This is a genomic window from Coleofasciculaceae cyanobacterium (assembly GCA_036703275.1).
GTDB lineage: Bacteria > Cyanobacteriota > Cyanobacteriia > Cyanobacteriales > Xenococcaceae > Waterburya.
Map to the genome: position 1 here is coordinate 98932 of DATNPK010000020.1, position 18336 is coordinate 117267.

At 40.8% G+C, this 18336-nt stretch carries 18 protein-coding genes; 12 read left to right on the forward strand and 6 right to left on the reverse strand.

What is annotated here, in order from left to right; all coding sequences use genetic code 11:
• Nucleotides 1-59: 59 nt before the first annotated feature.
• The gene (locus V6C71_04145; GenBank protein HEY9767684.1) at nt 60-743 is read left to right on the forward strand and encodes a phosphatase PAP2 family protein; all 684 of its coding nucleotides are present in this window, start codon (nt 60-62) and stop codon (nt 741-743) included.
• A gap of 366 nt (nt 744-1109) precedes the next feature.
• On the opposite strand, the gene wecB is transcribed toward V6C71_04145, so the two are convergent.
• Entirely contained in the window at nt 1110-2222 is a 1113-nt protein-coding gene (wecB, locus tag V6C71_04150) for a UDP-N-acetylglucosamine 2-epimerase (non-hydrolyzing) (protein ID HEY9767685.1), read from the reverse strand.
• Between wecB and V6C71_04155 the strand changes: the two genes are divergently transcribed.
• Nucleotides 2213-2419 carry a hypothetical protein gene (locus V6C71_04155; protein ID HEY9767686.1) on the forward strand — a complete coding sequence of 69 codons (207 nt, stop codon included), beginning with the start codon at nt 2213-2215 and terminating at the stop codon, nt 2417-2419. The two genes, wecB and V6C71_04155, sit on opposite strands and share 10 nt — an antisense overlap.
• On the opposite strand, the gene V6C71_04160 is transcribed toward V6C71_04155, so the two are convergent.
• The gene (locus V6C71_04160) at nt 2416-2694 is read right to left on the reverse strand and encodes a hypothetical protein (GenBank protein ID HEY9767687.1); all 279 of its coding nucleotides are present in this window, start codon (nt 2692-2694) and stop codon (nt 2416-2418) included. The genes V6C71_04155 and V6C71_04160 overlap by 4 nt on opposite strands.
• A gap of 713 nt (nt 2695-3407) precedes the next feature.
• Between V6C71_04160 and V6C71_04165 the strand changes: the two genes are divergently transcribed.
• The 3 genes from V6C71_04165 to V6C71_04175 all read left to right on the forward strand — a co-directional run bounded on the left by V6C71_04165 (nt 3408) and on the right by V6C71_04175 (nt 6035).
• On the forward strand, nt 3408-4664 hold the full coding sequence (locus V6C71_04165) for a type IV pilus twitching motility protein PilT (GenBank protein ID HEY9767688.1): 1257 nt from the start codon (nt 3408-3410) through the stop codon (nt 4662-4664).
• Nucleotides 4665-4871: 207 nt separating this feature from the next.
• Nucleotides 4872-5633 (forward strand): circadian clock KaiB family protein, encoded by a 762-nt coding sequence (locus V6C71_04170; protein ID HEY9767689.1) that lies wholly within the window; start codon nt 4872-4874, stop codon nt 5631-5633.
• A 96-nt stretch (nt 5634-5729) separates the two neighbouring features.
• Nucleotides 5730-6035, forward strand: coding sequence for a TMEM14 family protein (locus V6C71_04175; protein ID HEY9767690.1), 306 nt, complete (start codon nt 5730-5732; stop codon nt 6033-6035).
• A gap of 5 nt (nt 6036-6040) precedes the next feature.
• On the opposite strand, the gene V6C71_04180 is transcribed toward V6C71_04175, so the two are convergent.
• Nucleotides 6041-6430, reverse strand: a complete 390-nt coding sequence (locus V6C71_04180) for a hypothetical protein (GenBank protein ID HEY9767691.1) — start codon at nt 6428-6430, stop codon at nt 6041-6043.
• Between the two features lie 122 nt (nt 6431-6552).
• On the opposite strand from V6C71_04180, the gene queA reads away from it, so the two are divergent.
• Nucleotides 6553-7659 carry a tRNA preQ1(34) S-adenosylmethionine ribosyltransferase-isomerase QueA gene (queA, locus tag V6C71_04185; GenBank protein ID HEY9767692.1) on the forward strand — a complete coding sequence of 369 codons (1107 nt, stop codon included), beginning with the start codon at nt 6553-6555 and terminating at the stop codon, nt 7657-7659.
• 33 nt (nt 7660-7692) lie between these two features.
• On the opposite strand, the gene V6C71_04190 is transcribed toward queA, so the two are convergent.
• Nucleotides 7693-9750 (reverse strand): ATP-binding protein, encoded by a 2058-nt coding sequence (locus V6C71_04190; protein HEY9767693.1) that lies wholly within the window; start codon nt 9748-9750, stop codon nt 7693-7695.
• A gap of 177 nt (nt 9751-9927) precedes the next feature.
• Between V6C71_04190 and V6C71_04195 the strand changes: the two genes are divergently transcribed.
• From V6C71_04195 to V6C71_04205, 3 genes are all read left to right on the forward strand, one after another.
• Nucleotides 9928-10611, forward strand: a complete 684-nt coding sequence (locus V6C71_04195) for a RibD family protein (GenBank protein HEY9767694.1) — start codon at nt 9928-9930, stop codon at nt 10609-10611.
• A 20-nt stretch (nt 10612-10631) separates the two neighbouring features.
• Nucleotides 10632-10913: a hypothetical protein gene (locus V6C71_04200; GenBank protein ID HEY9767695.1), complete on the forward strand. Its 282-nt coding sequence runs from the start codon at nt 10632-10634 to the stop codon at nt 10911-10913.
• Nucleotides 10914-11054: 141 nt separating this feature from the next.
• Nucleotides 11055-12143, forward strand: coding sequence for a DUF2817 domain-containing protein (locus V6C71_04205; GenBank protein ID HEY9767696.1), 1089 nt, complete (start codon nt 11055-11057; stop codon nt 12141-12143).
• A 30-nt stretch (nt 12144-12173) separates the two neighbouring features.
• Here V6C71_04205 and V6C71_04210 read toward each other — a convergent pair whose 3' ends face one another.
• Nucleotides 12174-12917: a metal ABC transporter ATP-binding protein gene (locus tag V6C71_04210; GenBank protein ID HEY9767697.1), complete on the reverse strand. Its 744-nt coding sequence runs from the start codon at nt 12915-12917 to the stop codon at nt 12174-12176.
• Nucleotides 12918-13209: 292 nt separating this feature from the next.
• On the opposite strand from V6C71_04210, the gene V6C71_04215 reads away from it, so the two are divergent.
• The gene (locus tag V6C71_04215; GenBank protein ID HEY9767698.1) at nt 13210-14172 is read left to right on the forward strand and encodes a zinc ABC transporter substrate-binding protein; all 963 of its coding nucleotides are present in this window, start codon (nt 13210-13212) and stop codon (nt 14170-14172) included.
• Nucleotides 14173-14242: 70 nt separating this feature from the next.
• On the opposite strand, the gene V6C71_04220 is transcribed toward V6C71_04215, so the two are convergent.
• Complete coding sequence (locus V6C71_04220; protein HEY9767699.1) at nt 14243-15652, reverse strand: SGNH/GDSL hydrolase family protein; 1410 nt, start codon at nt 15650-15652, stop codon at nt 14243-14245.
• Between the two features lie 386 nt (nt 15653-16038).
• On the opposite strand from V6C71_04220, the gene V6C71_04225 reads away from it, so the two are divergent.
• Nucleotides 16039-16530 carry a low molecular weight protein-tyrosine-phosphatase gene (locus V6C71_04225; GenBank protein HEY9767700.1) on the forward strand — a complete coding sequence of 164 codons (492 nt, stop codon included), beginning with the start codon at nt 16039-16041 and terminating at the stop codon, nt 16528-16530.
• A 54-nt stretch (nt 16531-16584) separates the two neighbouring features.
• The gene (locus V6C71_04230; protein HEY9767701.1) at nt 16585-18291 is read left to right on the forward strand and encodes an ABC transporter ATP-binding protein/permease; all 1707 of its coding nucleotides are present in this window, start codon (nt 16585-16587) and stop codon (nt 18289-18291) included.
• The last annotated feature ends 45 nt before the right edge of the window (nt 18292-18336 follow it).

The window sequence follows — 18336 nt, forward strand, 5'->3', positions numbered from 1 at the left end:
ATATTTTGGCATTAATCTTATGTACTTACCAACTATCTTCTTAGGCGTATGTAATATAAATGAATTTATTTGATTATTCAATTATTAGTTTCTTTAATCAATTTGCTAAACAGTCGGTACAGTTTGATAATCTAGTAGTACTTATCAGTGATAATGCGTTGCTCAAAGGTGGTGTAATCATAGCCTTAGTTTGGTGGGGTTGGTTTCAGAAAGACAGTTTTAAGAGCGTAAAAAGAAATCGCGAACACATTTTAACAACAGTTTTAGCTAGTTCGGTGGGGGTTGTTGGTGCAAGACTACTAGCTTTGTTGCTTCCTTTCCGATTAAGACCTTTGCACAATCCTGAGATAGCACTGCAATTTCCTCTAGAAAAACAATTCCTAGAAGGATGGAGTTCTTTTCCTAGCGATCATGCTATGTTATTTTTTACCTTGGCTACTGGATTATTTTTTGTCTCACGTATTTTAGGCACTATTGCGATCGCTCATGCCATCTTTGTTATTTGTCTTCCCAGAATTTATCTGGGATTACATTATCCAACTGATATCCTGGTAGGAGCTTTGCTCGGTATTGGTGTATCTCTTTGGGTTAATAGAAAACAAATTAGCAGCACAGTCACCAAACTTCCTATGCGTTTATTAGACCAGAATCCTAGCTTGTTCTATAGCTGCTTTTTTATGATGACCTTTGAAATTGCTGAAATGTTCAATAGTTTGCGTAATATAGCTGGGGTAGTATTTTAACTTAATGTAACGATGCTATATTGTCTCGGTGTTTGGACATTATTTTTTCACTTTCCCACACTGCTTCAAATACTGCATGGTGCATCGCTCGTCTTTTGACCGCCTTCCGCGGTCAAGGCAGGCATATGCCCTAAAGGATTCACGGATAAACCGCACTCCGCCCTTCGGTCTCGGAGCGGTATGCTTTAGCATTTGCCCTAAAGGATTCCCTTCGGTCTCGAAGCTTATCCTTTAGGATATGCGGAGCGGTATGCTTTAGCACTAACTTCGTGTCGCACCCAATGCGGTGGGTGCTTGTCCTTACCGCAATGAGGGCAAGCGGCGGTGTAACGTTGACCAATAACCAATTAATCGTACATTTACCAACTATCGAAGTAAATAATCGCGAGCAATTTTAACAATTCTGGCGGAGGCTTGACCATCACCAAAGGGATTGATGGCAGTTGCCATTTGCCGGTAGAGAGTGGGATTTTCCAGTAATTCTGCGGTTGAATCAACGATTGTTTGCGGATTAGTACCAATTAGCTTGGCTGTACCCGCTTGAACTGCTTCTGGTCTTTCTGTGGTTTCTCGCAGTACCAAAACAGGCTTACCCAAACTGGGAGCTTCTTCTTGTAATCCTCCTGAATCAGTTAACAACAGATGACAACGTGCGATCGCCCCGACTAATTCGCCATAGTCCAATGGTTCAGTTAAAAATACTCTAGGGCGATCGCCTAGTGCTGCTTTAATTGGATCGCGGACGGTAGGATTGCGGTGTAGAGGTAGGAGTAGAGCTGTATCAGGAAAACGTTCTAAGATAAGCTTAAATCCTGTCAAAATATCTTTTAGGGGTTTGCCCCAGTTTTCGCGACGATGAACTGTGGCTAGCAATACTCGATATTTTGACCAATCCAAATTAGCTACCTGACATTCTGGTTTACTGTCTGCTACGGTCAAAAGGGTATCAATTACCGTGTTGCCAGTGTGATGAATTTCTCCTGTTACTCCAGATTTTTGCAGATTCTCTACGGCTAATTTAGTCGGGGCAAAGTGAAATTGAGCAATTTGTGAAATTAAGCGCCGGTTAGCTTCTTCGGGATAGGGATTATACAAATTATCGGTACGTAAGCCAGCTTCAACATGACCTACAGGAATCTGCTGATAAAATGCTGCCAAAGCAGCGGAAAAGGCGGTAGTGGTATCGCCCTGGACAAAGATTAACTGCGGTTGGAGCGTGGCAAAAATCCGCTCTAATCCCTGCAAACTATCACAGGTAATACTGGTTAGGGTTTGTTTGGGTTTCATAATGCCTAAGTCGTAATCGACTTTTAAGTCAAACAACTTCATCACTCGATCCACCATTTCTCGATGCTGTCCTGTAAGAATAAGATGAATTTTTAGCTGAGTTAAACTATTAAGTTGTTTGATAACTGGGGCGAGCTTGATTGCCTCAGGGCGAGTTCCTAATATTACCCCGACAGAAATTGGTGTGGTCATATTACCTCAACTCAACAATAAAACTAATTGTTCTAAAACGTAAAAAACCCAGTATACACTGGGCTTTTCAATTGGGCATCTGCTACTGCGAACCCAAGGTAATATTTATCGTTGAAATTTCAGTTGCCCCAAAGGCAATCCAAGAAAGAAAAGAAACAGGCAAACTGTGTGATTCTTCTAGCTGGCGATCGGTTTAATTGTCGCTCTCAAACTGACAAGTTAGAGGACATGAAGCGTAAACGGGAGTATTCATTAAATCTTTTTGCCCGTGTAGCCAATTTAACCAGCTTACTTGTTCTGGATGAATTCCTTTGAAAGCAAGAGCGGCAGCACTAATTAAAACAATGGCAATATTAAGGCTAAAAATGCTTCCCGTTACTAGCAAAACTGCGCTAGCAGGGATAACCGTCTGCAAAATAATTGTCGCTAAAAGACCTATTACAACCAGCAAAGCTCCAACTGGAAAACCCACTACAAGTAGGCATACTGTCAAAGTAAAACTCCAAATTAAAAAGCTTTTTATCAAACCAAAATAACTATTCTTTCGTATTAATTCCATAATTTTAAGACTCATCAACAACAACTAAAAAAGAATTTGCGAGCCAAATCTTAGCTCTTTCCTATCGATATAACTAAGTATAGGAAAATATAATCAATAAAATATGTTTTTTAAATATATTTTTACATTTGTCTGTATATAAAGCTGTAGTTAAACTGGATTTTTATACTGTTCTACAGATTAGTTTTTGTCGATCCCCGATATAAAATCAAGACTTTAAGCTGTTTTTGAGCATATATAGCTATCGATCGCGAAATTTTCAATATTGGCGATCTTGTTTAATTACGGCATACTATATAGGTATAAATACTTAAAACTATTATTAATAAGTTTTACGCTACCAAAACTGAAACTTTTGTTGCAGCAGCAATCAAAACTAAAAGCTAATAACTAACAATGTCTCAGTTACAAATTGTTGGCTAAAAGTAATTTCCCAATTAGGGAATGCCAAAAATATTGGACATCAATAAGTAAATTAAAAATAGATAAATAAACGCGTTTTGGGCTGATTTATCGGAAAAATTGCCATTAAAGCGATTAAATAAGGAGGGAAGATAGTTAGAAAACAGGAGGGACTGGGCATACTGATTATATAAAAGATGACAGTACTCGATAACAACCATAAAATGAATCAAAAAGTAGGCTCACAACCACTTCCACCTCCGCCTCCGCCTCCGCCTCCGTCAACTTTAGGCAGAACCAATACTAATTCAGTCGCGGCAACACAAGCCCAAACAAAAATTGCCCAGACTGGACAATCCTCAGCTAGTAATCATCATCAATTGGCTGACAAAAAGAATGCTAAACCCAAACCGTCTTCAGGTCACCCTTCTTTGGAGGAGATTATCACCAAAGCTTATGAACAAGGATATTCCGATATCCATTTAGGAGTTGAAGAAGTACCGCGAATGCGCGATCGCGGTGAAATGGCGTTAACCAAATATCCAAAAACCGACCTCAACACCTTTATGAGTTGGCTACATGAGGTCTTGACCGAACAAGAAGTAGAGCGATTTAAACGCGACTTAGAATTTGATGGGGCAACTCAATACGAGTTTGCCCGAGTCAGGATCAATATTTTTGATACTCTGCGAGGTCCTGCACTGGTCATGCGCTTAATTCCGCTGAAAATTCTGACTGTCGAACAGTTAGGCTTGCCTCCAGTGTTTCAAGACATTTCCGATGAACACAAAGGTCTAATTTTGGTTACAGGACCTACTGGTTCGGGCAAATCTACCACAATGGCAGCAATGGTGGACTACATTAATACCGAACACGCTAAGCATATTATTACTATCGAAGACCCGATTGAATTTGTACATCGTAGTAAACGTTCTTTAATCAAACAAAGAGAAGTTGGAATTAATACTCGCAAATTCGATAATGCGCTCAAGGCAGCTTTGCGCGAAGATCCTGACATTATTTTAATCGGGGAGATGCGCGATCGCGAAACGGTCAATATTGCTTTAAAAGCGGCACAAACGGGTCACTTAGTCATGGGAACTTTACACACCAATAGTGCAATTAAGACTATTGAAAGGATTTTGACGCTCTATACAGCAGAAGAACAAGATGCAATGCGAATTGCTATTTCTGAATCTTTAGTAGCGGTAATTTCTCAAGGATTGTGTCGTACCACGGACGGCAAACGAGCGGCATACCACGACATTATGGTCAATACCGAAACTGTCAAAGACTACATCAAGCAGGGTAAATACGATGAGATTCATAGCCTGATGCTAGAAGGAGAATATGACGGGATGATTACTACCAACCAAGCGTTATTTGGTCTCTATGAAGAAGGTAGAATTACTGAAGAAGTCGCTTTAGAAATGTCACCAACTCCTAACGAAATGGCAATGATGCTTAGGGGGAGAATTTAATCGTCTCAATAACGTATTTGAAGAACACGCCATTAAAATATTCGACTTTTACTTAGAGAGGTTTTGATCTTGCTGATCGTGCTTAGAGAAATTGGCGGTTAAATTTCTCTTACTTTTGAAGCAATCTTCTTTAGCAATAGTAAAGTGACTTTAATCAAGATAGCTAGACTAAACTAGCTGTATGGATTCATCAATGATCGACGATCGATGACAAATGTTTTACCCAAAGTCTTTAAAGGTATTGCTTTATTTACCCCAGGGGGGGATCTAATTTACGGCGTAGACCCTACTAAACAAACTCAGTGGCATATTCATTTGTGTCATGAATTACAGAAAATCATGGGTTTAGCCGATTCTCCCCATTTTTTAGTGCCTGGATATACGGCAACTGTCGAACGTTGGTTAGATCCTCAGACACAACAGCTAAAAACCATTGCTGAAGTATATCCCGCCGTGCAACGTTACATCCCTTTGCTGCAAGCATTGTTTGAGGTTGAAACTACGACTAATTGGCACATTGCCCCTTGGCAGGAAGAATATTGCAACCGCGCTGTAATTGAAACTTATCAACCGCATTTTCCTCAACTCTGGTTACCACAAGATTTAATTATTCGTTTTGACCCGAAACATTTAGGCAAATCGACTCGAGAAAACCATCAGCTACAGAATAATGTTGCCAAAATTATAGCTTCAAAACCAGCAGAGGGCTATGTCCTACGCTTATTTATCAAGAGCGATTGCCCTAGTACCGAACAAACTTTAAGCCATGTTCATCGACTGTTAGAAGAGGGTTTAAGCAGCCCTTATACTTTGAAGGTAGTTGATCTAGCCAAACATCCCGAACAAGCTGCAATTCATCAGATAGCAACTACTCCTACCCTAATTAGAATGTCACCAAAACCAATACGACGTATAGTCGGGCAGCTTGATGATACTCAAAGAGTGCTGACTATTATTTCTGGTTATTAATTTTTAGCTTTAAGTAGGCTCTAAGCTTTAAGCCGCTTAAGAACTGTTATACTACTGCATTGAACTTTCGTTTAATGTTTGGCGAGGTATTAAGAAATGAATTTAGTAGCTGTGTTAGCCACTATCGCCTACGGATTACTCTCTGGTTTGGGTGGCATTTGGGGATACATCAAGTCCAAAAGCAAACCCTCGCTTATTTCTGGATGTCTTAGCGCAATTCTCTTGTTAATTGCGGCTGGGATTCAGAGTCGAGGGTATAATTCTGGCTTACTGATGAGTCAAATTATTATTCTGTTACTGATTACGGTGTTCACCATTCGTTTAATTAAAACTGGCAAATTTATACCTTCGGGAATTATGTTGATTGCGGGATTAATCACTCTTAGCTGCACATTTACATAATGACACTAGGCTAAAGTTTCTGGGCAATAGCCGAGTCCTTTAGTAAATTGCTGGCGAAAAGCTTCGATATCTTTGGTGTCTGGCGTACCGTAAGAAACTACCGCAACTTGATAACGGCGCATCACTTCAACAGGAGATTGTCCTGTTTCTAAACTCCAAAAAACCATTTTCAGCCGCATTTCTGCTTCATAGACAATGCCCAGCTCAGACATAAAAGAGCAGAAATCACCGTGAAGCTTGGGTTCGAGAGCTTGGGGAAAACGAATCTTAACAATCCAACCGTCAATTTGATGAATTACAGTCAAAGAAGCATTAACTGTATGCTTCATCTGGCGAAGATATTCGATTGTTCTTAAAGTCACGCTGGCATTTGCCAGAAAATAGAGATAGTCCATAAACATTCTTTTCATGAAACCTGTATCTAGTCTGACAATAAACAGGTTAATTGCGCTTGGGGAAAAGCACCCGATCTTTTAAATTTGCTATAGGGGATATTACCCAAAGTCGATCGTGCAAAATGAACTTACAACTTAAGATGAACCAGGATTTTTTACTTTCTAGCTACAACTATAAATTGCCTCAAACCCTTATTGCTCAAACTCCTGCTGTCCCTAGAGATAGCTCTCGTCTACTGATAGTGGATTCACGGCTTGATTGTGTCCACGACTCTTTTTACAACCTAGCTAACTGGCTTCAACCAGGAGACTTACTAGTTCTCAACAACACTCGTGTAATTCCTGCTCGTCTTTATGGTTGCAAAACGACAGGCTCTAAGGTAGAGATTCTATTAATTGAAGAGCGAGCGCCTAATTGTTGGCTGACTTTAGTAAAACCGGGAAAACGGTTTACGATGGGGGCGAAAATTGTTTTTGAGCGCCTAGACGATCGCGCACCTTTAGATAACTTTCAGCTTCAGGCTACGGTAGTAGGGCGAGATGAGGCAACAGGAGGTAGAGTGCTTCAGTTTGAACTCCCTCAAAATAAGACTTTATCTCAGTATTTAGAGTCTTACGGGCAGCTTCCCTTACCGCCCTATATTACCGAGGGCAATTCTTGTGGCGATCGCTATCAAACCGTATATGCCGAACAGCCAGGAGCGATCGCTGCCCCTACCGCAGGTCTGCACTTTACCCCAGAATTATTAACTAAACTACAGCAGCAGGGTATCGAACAGACTTATATTACTCTCCATGTAGGTATTGGAACTTTTCGCCCTGTAGAAGCAGAGCAAATTACCGATCACGCAATGCACCAGGAATGGATTGAAGTTAGTCCAGAGACTGTGTCCAAAATTTTAGCAACCAAAGCCAAAGGAGGTAGAGTTATTGCCGTGGGAACAACCGCTGCCAGAGCCTTAGAAGGGGCAGCCAAAGCAGCTCCCTCAGAAACATTAGCGGCTTTTCGGGGTAAAACCAATCTATTTATCTATCCAGGGTATCAATGGCAGGTAGTGGATGGTTTGATTACTAATTTCCATTTGCCAGGCTCTAGTTTGCTGATGTTGGTCAGTGCCTTAATTGGTAGAGAGCATCTTTTACGTCTATATCAAGAGGCGATAGCTTATAAATATCGGTTTTATTCTTTCGGTGATGCCATGTTAATTTTGCCCCAAGCTAAGAAGTAATCTCTGAATTTTGCCTAGCTTTTTAGCTTTAAATTACAAATTCCAATCTGGATCGACTTCTGCTAGAGGGAGAGATATTTCTACCGTTGTGCCTCGATCCACTCCTTCACTATGGAGCGATATGCTTCCCTGCATCAGTTCCATCAGATTGCGAGAAATCGCCAGACCTAAACCAGTACCACCAAACTTTCTGGTAGTTGAGCCATCAACCATTACAAACGGATTGAATAGTTTAGTCTGTTGGCTTACTTCGATTCCAATACCAGTATCTTCAATGGTAATTAAAACTTGGGGTTTAATACTTTGATGACTATTGAGCTGGGAAAAATTAGCTTCTTTAGTTTCTGATGCTTCGTTGTCAGACAAGATGTCATCGGCTGCAACTGCAAACTGACCTTGAGCGTTAACTTGAGAGGCTAACGAATATTGATAATTATCTAATTCGTGATCGCTCGTCGGCAATTTAGTGCCGATGCGGATGGCAATTTTACCATAATCCGTAAACTTGACTGCATTACTAACTATATTGATTAACACCTGTTTGAGTTTAGCTGGATCTGCTAAAACATAAAGTTCCTTTTCCCATGCAGGTATCTCCAAGTCCAGCTTTTTACGATGGATTGAGACTAAATGTAGATCGATTACCTCATCAAGTATTTTGCCCAAATCGACCTTTTCAATCATTATCGATAGCTTACCTGCTTCAATCTTGGAAATATCTAATACATCATTGATGATGCCTAAAAGATGAATTGCTGCATCATCAGCCTGCTGCAAAAATTCGCGCTCTTCTTCTTTACTATCACAATAGCCATCTTGAACTACGCGAATACAGTTAATGATGCCGTTGAGGGGGGTTCTTAATTCGTGAGAAGTTGTGGCTAAGAACTCACTTTTTAACTGGTTAGCAGCTTGGGCTTCTTTCCAAGCTGAGATAATTTCTGTCCCCCAGGCTCTGAGTCGATTTACCATATCATTTAGAGATAGGGAAAGCTGATTAAACTCGCGAATCTGGAAATTTTCGGGTAGGCGATCGCTATTGGAGTGCAGATGTTCATCCTTAAGCGAATAATCTCTAATTTGCTCTAGAGGACGAGCTAATTCACGGGATACATACAAAGTAGCTAAAGAACAGGCTACAATCAAGCCTAGAGTCATACCAACTAAAGCTTGACGAATATCTTTTAGAGGTTCTAAGGCTGCATCGATCGGGCTAACGGCAAGAATGACCCACTTTTGGCCCTTTGCACTGGTTACGGGGGAAGGAATCGAACTATATCCCGTAACTAACTCCACACCGTCTGTTTCTAAATAAAACAAATGCAGAAAATCAGATTTATTGGCGAGGGCATTTTCCATTAGCTTACTCAGTGTTTGAGCGTCAGGCATCTGCTCAATATTACGTCCTACCCGCTGCACAAAGGGATGAGCCAAAATAGTACCGTCTTGATCGATTACTACAGGATAGCCTTCTAGAGAACCTGGTTCAATAACGTCTTGGGCTAAAATAGCCGACTTGACGCTGAGGGCATAACGCAAATTACCCTGGCGATCGTACATAGGGGCAGTTAACCAGAGTTCAAGCTGTCGACCCAAAGGATTTTCACTTGCTTCTTCCGAATCTCGTACCAAAGGTGTAGAGGGCAATAGCAGCTTAACATTTACTTGAGAAGGAGTGGTTAAGATGCGTTGCTTCTTTTTTTGCCAAGTACTGGTTTCTAAGTCTACCGCTCCTTTACAGGTGGTAGTGGTAACCAAACTTGTGGTGAGATCGGTAATTTGAGCGCACAAAATACCAGTGGGCAAAACTTCTTTTAGTTGAGCAATTAACAATTGAGAATCTAATCTATCTGAACGAGAAATTGCCGCATCACTAGCGCTAGCCAAATTATTTTGCAGAGCTTCAATTGATTGTGTGACAATCTCTCCTTTTCTGACTGCGCTTTCGGTCAAATTTTGTCTAGCAGTCTCTAAAAAAGCTGAGCGGGCTTTTCTATAGGTAACATATACTCCTACCAATAAGACTGGAACACTGACCAAAAGAATGCGTGAGAGTAATATACGTCGGAAGGAGGATTGACCAGGTGCCATAAAAAAAGATTTAGGCTCACGCTTAAACTATATCTCTACTGTTGTATTTTAATGATATCTACTCTAATAATATTTGCCATGTCTGTAGGTTGAATAATTGAGCTTGCTCAAATTAATAATTAGTAAAATTAGTAAAATTGCCAACTACCTGCAAATCGACAACTTTGACCTGATTTGATGAACTATAGACCACATACTACTGCCATCTTAGCCATGACTGCCGACGGCAAAATCGCCGACTATCAGCGTTCTGCGGCTCGTTTTGGCTCTAAAAACGATAAAACTCACCTGGAACAGCAAATTTCCTTGGCCGATGGAGTTCTATTTGGGGCAAGTACTTTGAGGGCTTATGGTACGACCATGTCTGTATCTAATTCTCAACTATTACAGGCAAGAATACAGCGATCGCAAACAGCTCAACCAGTTCAAATTGTCGTCTCAGCATCAGGTAATTTAGATCGCCAGTGGCGTTTTTTTCAACAACCCATCCCGCGATGGTTAATTACTCTACCCACTGGGGTCAAGGAATGGCGATCGCAGAACGGGTTTGAGCGGATTTTAATTGCTCACAGCACCAAAGAAAACAACTCGACAATTGATTGGGCATCAACTCTAATGCAGCTCAAAAAATTAGATTTAGACAAACTAGCCATTTTAGGTGGGGGAGAATTAATTGCATCTCTATTGGCTGTGGATTTAATCGACGAGCTTTGGTTAACAATTTGCCCCGTAATTTTTGGCGGTAATGCGCCTACTCCCGTTGGTGGAAAAGGATTTATTCAGTCTCAAGCAAAGAAACTTATGCTGTTAGAAACTAAGCAAGTTGAGCAGGAAGTTTTTTTACATTATTTGCTTCAGTAATTGGAGATAGGGATTAAGGATTGAGTGCTAGTATCGCTACGCGGAAGTTAGTCAGAAGTCACATTGTGCTAAAGCATACACCTTCGGATATCCTGCGGGAAGAGGAAAAGTCAAAAGTCTCCTTGAAGTACGAAGTCCCCAAGTCCCCAAATCCCCCCGCTCCTCCCTCTCCCATCGCATCCATCACTAAACCAAAATGTACTATTAGAAATATCTCACACAACACAGACAGCAAAATTTATCATCTTTCGGGGATGGAAGATTATGAATCAACAGTTATCGATGCAGCAAGAGAAAAATGATTTTGTACCGAATCAGAGGCGATCGCAAATGGTTGACGTAAAGCATTAAGATAAATACTGCACCCAACAATAGCCTTTGCCCAAAATTTTGCTTGATTTTCAGTTTTTTTCGAGAGGGATTAAATCAATAAATTAGAGATTATGCAATACGAGAATTATCTCCATTTCGATTCAAAGTATTCAAAAGCTCGTCATAATTTTTTAGCAGCTTGCGATCGCCAGGCTACTTTTGTTAGATCTTGGCAACATCCCCTCCGAGGCATAGCAGGAGAAAAGCTTTATCTTGATTTGGCTTGGTTTGGTGATTTTGCTGCCCAAAAAGTATTAATTTTAATCTCGGGAACTCACGGAGTTGAAGGATTTTGTGGTTCTGGTATTCAAGTCGGCTCAATCAAAACAGGGTGGCATAATCGGGCAGATCGCAATGTAGCTATGATGATGATTCATGGTTTAAATCCCTATGGCATGAGTCACTTACGCAGAGTTAACGAAGATGGAGTAGATATTAACCGTAACTTTATTGATTTTCAACAACCATTGCCCAAAAACGCTGTTTATGATGAGCTAGCTAATCTAATTGTTCCTCCGCAGTGGACAGAAGAAACTCAGGTTCAAACCTTAGCTCAAATTATGGAATATCTCTACAGCGATCCATCAGGAATTGCTGCTTTAGCCACAGGACAGTATCAATATTGGTATGCACCCTTTTATGGTGGCGAAGTTCCTACCTGGACAAATCGAGTATTTAATCAAATAGTCGATCGATATTTGTTGGATAAACAAGCAGTCGGCTTACTAGATTACCATACAGGATTAGGGCAATACGCGACAGGACAACTGATGAGCTTAGGTGAAGATACAAACGACCAACAAAACTTGGCTGCGGAAATTTGGGGGGACAAATTAGTTATTGCTGGTTCAGATCGATCCGTTGCTGCCTATTCTCCTCAAGGAACTTTAATTTCCGCCTTGCAAAATAAACTAGCCCAATTAACCTGTATTGCTGCTGCTTATGAATTTGGCACGATACCAGAGACAGAAGTTTTTCATGCTTTACGCGCCGATCATTGGCTACACGCTTACGGAGATATCAAGAGTATCCAGGCTCAAACTATTAAACAGAATATGCTGGATGCTTTTTATGGCCATCGCCCTGACTGGCAAAAATCAATCTGTGACCTCGCCTTTTCTGCCCAAGAAGAATTATTAGCAGGTTTGAGATCGCTATAGTAAATCGACCAAAAATCATCTTCGAGGAGGTTAATTATTTTCTTCAGAGAAAAACATTACCTTACCACCATATGCCCGTTGCAGATTTTCATCTTTTAATACCTGTTGTCTTTGTCCTGCTGCAATTAGTTCTTTATTAAGTAAAATCAACTCATCAAAGTTAGCGATCGATTCGCCCAAGTCATGATTGACGACTACGACAATTTTGCCGACTTCTGCTAAGGAATGAAAAATATTAAAGATGATATTTTCGGTCTTTTGATCTACTCCCACAAAAGGCTCATCAAAAAAGAATACTTCAGCTTGCTGCGCCAAAGATCTAGCCAGAAATACCCGTTGTTGCTGTCCCCCTGAAAGTTGACCGATGGGACGATTTTTATACTCGCTCATTTCTACTTGTTCTAGTGCAGACATTCCCTGACGACGACTAACGCTAGAGAAACGACGAAACCAGCCAGTTTTTCGGACTCTACCCATCATGACTACATCCCAGACAGTTACGGGATATGTCCAGTCAATTTGCGATCGCTGGGGTACATAGGCAACCTTGTCTAAGTGGTGTTGTAGGGGTTGACCATCATAGGATACCGAACCACTGTTGGCAGGAATTAAACCCAGCATGGCTTTAACTAAGGTACTTTTCCCTGCACCATTAGGTCCAAAAACTCCTGTAACTTTCCCTGGTATAAGATCGAGAGAAATATCGCGCAATGCTTCCACTGTACGGTAACAAACTCCTAGATTGTCAACTGCGATCGCGCTATCGTAGCTCATTACTATACTCCATAAGTAGATTTAATCAGGCTTTTTTACTTCTATCTAAGATTATTAAATTCAAGATTTTTAACTTTTCCCTCCGCCCACAGCTATAAGATTTAAATAGAAACTGACCGTCAATGTTATCTCTTGCGAAAGAGGCTTATATTCTTAGTTACACTGTATTGTTAATTAAAATATGAGAAGATTATGATAAATATTATGAAATAAATATGATAACAATGTCAACACCGCGATTAAACAAGCAAAGGTTTCCTGCGCAGATCTCGCGTTCAATAGGACAAACCGAATGTTGAATCAACAATTAAAATTTACTCGTCGATGGTTTTTAGCAACAGGAGTTTGTTTAAGCTTATTAATTGGGGGATGTGAGGCGGGTTCTAGCGGTAGTGGAGATAGCGATCGACCACAGGTAGTTTCTACCAGCACAATTATTGCCGATTTGACTGAAAGAATTGGCGCAGAAGCGATCGAACACCAAGGGATTTTGCAACCAGGTGCAGATCCTCATGTGTATGAACCGACTCCTCAAGACAGTGTGGCGTTAGAAACGGCGGATTTAATTTTATATAACGGATTTAACCTAGAACCTGGATTGATTAAGATGATCAACTCCACGGGAGTTCAGGCAGATAAATATGCGGTAGGAGAAGTAGTTAAGCCTTTGAACTTTGAATATCAGGGACAGCAACAACCCGATCCTCATGTCTGGGGAGATGGGGCAAATGCGATCGCCATGACCGAAGCAATTCGCGATCGCCTGATAGAATTATCTCCAGAAGCTGAAGCTGAATTTAGAACTAATGCTCAGGAGTTGATTAAAGAACTACGGCGAGTTGATCGCTGGATTAGCGAACAGATCGCAACTATTCCTGAAAATCAGCGCAGGCTGGTTACGACTCACGACGCATTTCAATACTATACCAGTGCCTATGGTTTAGAGATGGCCGGCACCTTAATTGGCATCAGTACCGAAGAACAACCTAGTGCGCAAACGGTAAAGAATCTGGCAAATGAGCTGAAAAAAAAGCAAATACCCGCAATTTTTGCCGAAACGACGATTAATCCTCAGTTAATTCAAACCGTTGCCGAGGAAGCAGGGGTACAGCTAGCACCGCAGCAACTATACTCAGATTCCATTGGCGCACCAGGAAGCAAGGGAGATAGCTATATTAAAATGCTGGTGGCGAATACTGAATCAATTGTTGAATCTTTGGGGGGTGATTATGAAGCGTTTCCGATTCAAGAGTAGAGACAAGCTTGACTTTAAGAGGAAGAGGTAGAGAGCTGAATTTTCTCTCTGCCCCTCCGTCTCTTTAGATCTAAGATTGAGATCTGTTTGATCTGAGTACTGGTGCTGACTCTGGTATTGGTTCTTGGGGAACTGCCTGCATTTTAGAAAATCCTGCAATAGCATAGTAAAGCTGTTCGGCAGCCTTTTCGTTAGCTGCTTCATTCAGATGAATGGCATCAATAAAGCTAGGAGAAGGATATTTTTCGGTCAGTTGGTATAAATCAACTACCTCAAGGTTTTTCGGGTAGAATTTGGCTAATTTTGCTGACGCTTCAGTAAAGGCAGGATAGCTTGCTTTAACTCGCTCTATGTAGTTTCTGCCCAGTTCAGTGGCAATTTCTCCTTCGATATCCGTCAGCTGACTTGGATTACGCCCCGTGATTTCTGGCTGTATGGCTACCAACAGAGGAACTTGAGCAGCTGTACTCAAATTGAGCATTTGCTTTTGATGTTCGATGTAGCGATCGACTCTGCTTTGTAATTCTGCTTCGTCTGTAGGTAAATGCTTGACCAGGTTGGAGGCTTGTTCGTCGAAAATAAAATCTGTTTGAGAATTAGCTTCTTGTCGGCTTAACCATCTATTTTCAGCTACTTTTACCAAATAACTGTTGTTTCTTAGAGGCTCAATAAATCGATCTAGATAAGTTCCTACACTGTTTGGGCGAGCTGCCAAATCTTGTTTGAGTAGAGGAACTTGAGTCGCTGTTTGATCGCTATCAAGCATTAAGTCCACGTAACCATCAAGAACGACGATTAAATCGGGTTTATATTTGAGGATTTGCAAAGCTAGCTGCGCTAACTCGTTACCCGAAGCATAGCCAGGAACACCCGCATTAATCACACGATAGTTGCCAGCTTTAATTTTCGCAGGTTTGGCGAGATTCTTTTGCCTTTCTACCCGCTCAGGAAGTAGATCGGATTTGTATAGCTGTGGGGAAGTTTGCTGTTGTTGTAAACGCTCTTGTAGACGTTTTTCTAACTGGGCGCTGATGGTTGTAGAATTACTAGAATTGCCATAGCCAAAAGCGGTTGAGCCACCTAGCAAAAAGATTCTAATTTCGTTTTTCGGTTTAATTAGGGGTACAGTATTGCGATCGCGAAATCCTTGTTCGTTAATTTGCCAATATTCGCTCTGTTGATTGCCGATTAGTTCATATCCTACCGAAATAGCACTCTTAGCCGTCAATTCGCCCTTTTTTATGTCTTCACCAGATTCTGGGTTAATGAAATTAAGTCCATAAGCTTGCTCGAGAATCGATTCTTGTGCCTGAGCAAATTCACTTCTGCTGCCAGAAAGATCGATAAAGATGCGCGTTAATAGCTCTAATACCAATAAAAATAGTGCTATTGAAGCGATCGCGCTTAACCAAGAAAAACGGCGGCGCACCTGTCTGCCCTTAGTAAAAATTCTTCGTTCTCTAACTTTAGTTCTAAACATAGAATTATTGTCCTGCTGGATAAATAAATAAGCGAAATAGCAATAGATATATAAGTTGTCCCCGATTGAATTTAGAGGCTAATACTTTTACTTGTCATTGGTTATAGATTCGGTTGTCATACTGTACGTAAAATATGTACTGCCTAAATTATTGCTAAGTTGACTGACAAATTATTAATGCTGTTTAAATTTACTTTGTCAGCTTGTCTGCTTAACTCTGTGGTACATTGACGAAATAATTGTTTATGGGCAAACCAAACTGCTTAAGTTTGATTTTAGTTTGGGTCTGATGGTTAAATTATGCCAGTTATTGTTCGGCACAATTGTCACAGTAGGTAAACCAGAAACACCAATGTGGTAGTACAGTCAATTATCTTCCGTTATTCATGACCTATAAATTATTGTTTGTCTGTTTAGGTAATATTTGCCGTTCTCCATCAGCAGAAAATATCATGAACCATCTTATAAAAGAAGCTGGCTTGTCAGCTAAAATCATCTGTGATTCTGCTGGGACTTCGGGGTATCATATCGGCGCATCTCCAGATCGACGCATGAATGTTGCTGCCATCAAAAGAGGAATCGAGTTACAAGGAAAATCTCGTAAATTGAAACCTTCTGATTTGCAACACTTTGACCTGATTTTAGCTATGGATCGCGAAAATTACCAGGACATCTTATATTTCGATCGCGAAGGAAAATATGAAGCGAAAGTGCGGCTAATGTGCGAATTTGCTACTCAAAAAACGGCTAAAGAAGTCCCCGATCCTTATTATGGCGGTCAGGATGGTTTTGACGAGGTAATCGATCTCCTGTTCGATTCCTGTGCTGGCTTATTAGACTACGTAGTTAACTCCAAAGAGTATCAAGCCAAAACATAATAATTTTAGAGTAATTATTTATCGAGAATTATCCCTGTTATTAATAGAAACGCAATGAATCGATTTAACTTCACGGTATTTAAGCGGTTTTGGTCACTGGCAAAGCTTTATTGGTTGGGAAGCGAAAAAAAAGGAGCTTTAAGTCTTCTGGCTTTGCTATTTGTCTTACTCGTAGCATACACGCAACTTAGCGTTTTGTTGAATCAGCAGCAGGGCGATGTTATTTCTTCTCTTTCTGCTAAGCAAGTCGATCGCTTCTGGAATACAATCCGAACTTTTTTTATTATCCTGGTTATTTATGTACCGCTGTTTGCTGGTTTCCGCTATGTTCAGGGTATATTAGGCAACTATTGGCGTAGATGGTTGACTAATCAATTTCTTGATCGCTATTTTAGCAAGCGCGCTTTTTATGAATTAGGCAATTTGAATAGCGATCTTGACAACCCAGATCAACGGATATCTGAAGATATTAAAGGTTTTACGATCGATTCTCTGAGTTTTCTCCTCTCGATAGTTAGCTCTGTTTTTCAAGTAGCTGCATTTAGTATCGCGCTCTGGCAAATTTCTCAGACGTTAGTTTATATATTGATCCTATATTCTTTTGTCGGCACGGTAATTGTGGTCGGCGTTTACGGCAAAAAACTGGTTCAAATTAATTTTAATCAAATTAAAAAAGAGGCAAATTTCCGCTTTGGCTTAGTCAGAATTAGAGAAAATTCTGAAGCGATCGCTTTTTATCAAGGAGAAAATCAAGAAACCCAGAATCTTAAACGTAGATTTGGCGAAGCTTTTCGCAACTATAACTTATTGGTTCTCTGGCAGGAAATATATCTGGGCTTGTTTACCCATGCCTACGATTTCTTTCCCTATGTCCTTCCCGCAATCATCATTGCGCCTAAGGTTCTCTCTGGTGAGTTGGAAGTAGGAAAAGTTACCGAGGCAGCAGGTGCTTTCGCCATTATCTTTCGTTCGCTGAATTTCATTGTCGAGCAATTCCAATCCTTAACCGCCTTTGTTGCTAGCGTTGAACGTCTATCTACTCTTAAAGTTTTCCTAGACAATCCTAAAGTAATTGCCGAAAAAGATATCTTAACCTGTCCTACTATTAGCACCATTAAACAAGATAAGCTGGCTCTTAAAAACCTGACTCTGCAAACTCCTAACTATCAAAGAACTTTGGTGAGCAATCTCTCGATTGACTTGCCAAAAGGGGAAGGACTGCTGATTATGGGTACTAGTGGCTGTGGCAAAAGTTCTATCTTAAGAGCGATCGCTGGATTATGGAACTCTGGTACAGGCGCGATTTATCGTCCAGATCTCTCGCAAATGATCTTTCTCCCGCAAAAGCCATACATGATCCTGGGGACTCTCCGCAGTCAGTTAATTTATCCCCATGATGATTTAGAAGTTTCCGATTATCAGCTTAATCATGCTTTGGCAGCCGTCAACCTAGCCGATCTAGCCACACGTTCTGGTGGTTTGGAGGTCGAAAAAGACTGGGATGAGATCTTATCTTTGGGAGAACAACAAAGATTAGCCTTCGCGAGAATTTTGGTCAATAAACCACGTTATGTAATTCTTGATGAAGCCACCAGTGCCTTAGATATTAATAATGAGGCAGGCCTTTATCAACATCTGCTCAACACCAAGACTACTTTTATCAGCGTCGGTCATCGTTCCAGTTTAATTAGGTATCACCGTTGGTTATTAGAAATGCAGGAAGGGGAACAGTGGAAATTACAGGAAGCAAATATGAAGTAAGAAGTCACAAGTCACAAGAGGCAAGGCACTGCCTTGCCCGTACTC

Coding starts and splice junctions, on each gene's coding strand:
- V6C71_04210 (HEY9767697.1), bottom strand. CDS start 12,917: ATGAGCTACGATAGCGCGATCGCAGTTGACAATCTAGGAGTTTGTTAC.
- queA (HEY9767692.1), top strand. CDS start 6,553: ATGAACTTACAACTTAAGATGAACCAGGATTTTTTACTTTCTAGCTAC.
- V6C71_04220 (HEY9767699.1), bottom strand. CDS start 15,652: ATGTTTAGAACTAAAGTTAGAGAACGAAGAATTTTTACTAAGGGCAGA.
- V6C71_04205 (HEY9767696.1), top strand. CDS start 11,055: ATGCAATACGAGAATTATCTCCATTTCGATTCAAAGTATTCAAAAGCT.
- V6C71_04190 (HEY9767693.1), bottom strand. CDS start 9,750: ATGGCACCTGGTCAATCCTCCTTCCGACGTATATTACTCTCACGCATT.
- V6C71_04225 (HEY9767700.1), top strand. CDS start 16,039: ATGACCTATAAATTATTGTTTGTCTGTTTAGGTAATATTTGCCGTTCT.
- V6C71_04170 (HEY9767689.1), top strand. CDS start 4,872: ATGACAAATGTTTTACCCAAAGTCTTTAAAGGTATTGCTTTATTTACC.
- wecB (HEY9767685.1), bottom strand. CDS start 2,222: ATGACCACACCAATTTCTGTCGGGGTAATATTAGGAACTCGCCCTGAG.
- V6C71_04195 (HEY9767694.1), top strand. CDS start 9,928: ATGAACTATAGACCACATACTACTGCCATCTTAGCCATGACTGCCGAC.
- V6C71_04230 (HEY9767701.1), top strand. CDS start 16,585: ATGAATCGATTTAACTTCACGGTATTTAAGCGGTTTTGGTCACTGGCA.
- V6C71_04165 (HEY9767688.1), top strand. CDS start 3,408: ATGAATCAAAAAGTAGGCTCACAACCACTTCCACCTCCGCCTCCGCCT.
- V6C71_04215 (HEY9767698.1), top strand. CDS start 13,210: ATGTTGAATCAACAATTAAAATTTACTCGTCGATGGTTTTTAGCAACA.
- V6C71_04180 (HEY9767691.1), bottom strand. CDS start 6,430: ATGGACTATCTCTATTTTCTGGCAAATGCCAGCGTGACTTTAAGAACA.
- V6C71_04145 (HEY9767684.1), top strand. CDS start 60: ATGAATTTATTTGATTATTCAATTATTAGTTTCTTTAATCAATTTGCT.
- V6C71_04175 (HEY9767690.1), top strand. CDS start 5,730: ATGAATTTAGTAGCTGTGTTAGCCACTATCGCCTACGGATTACTCTCT.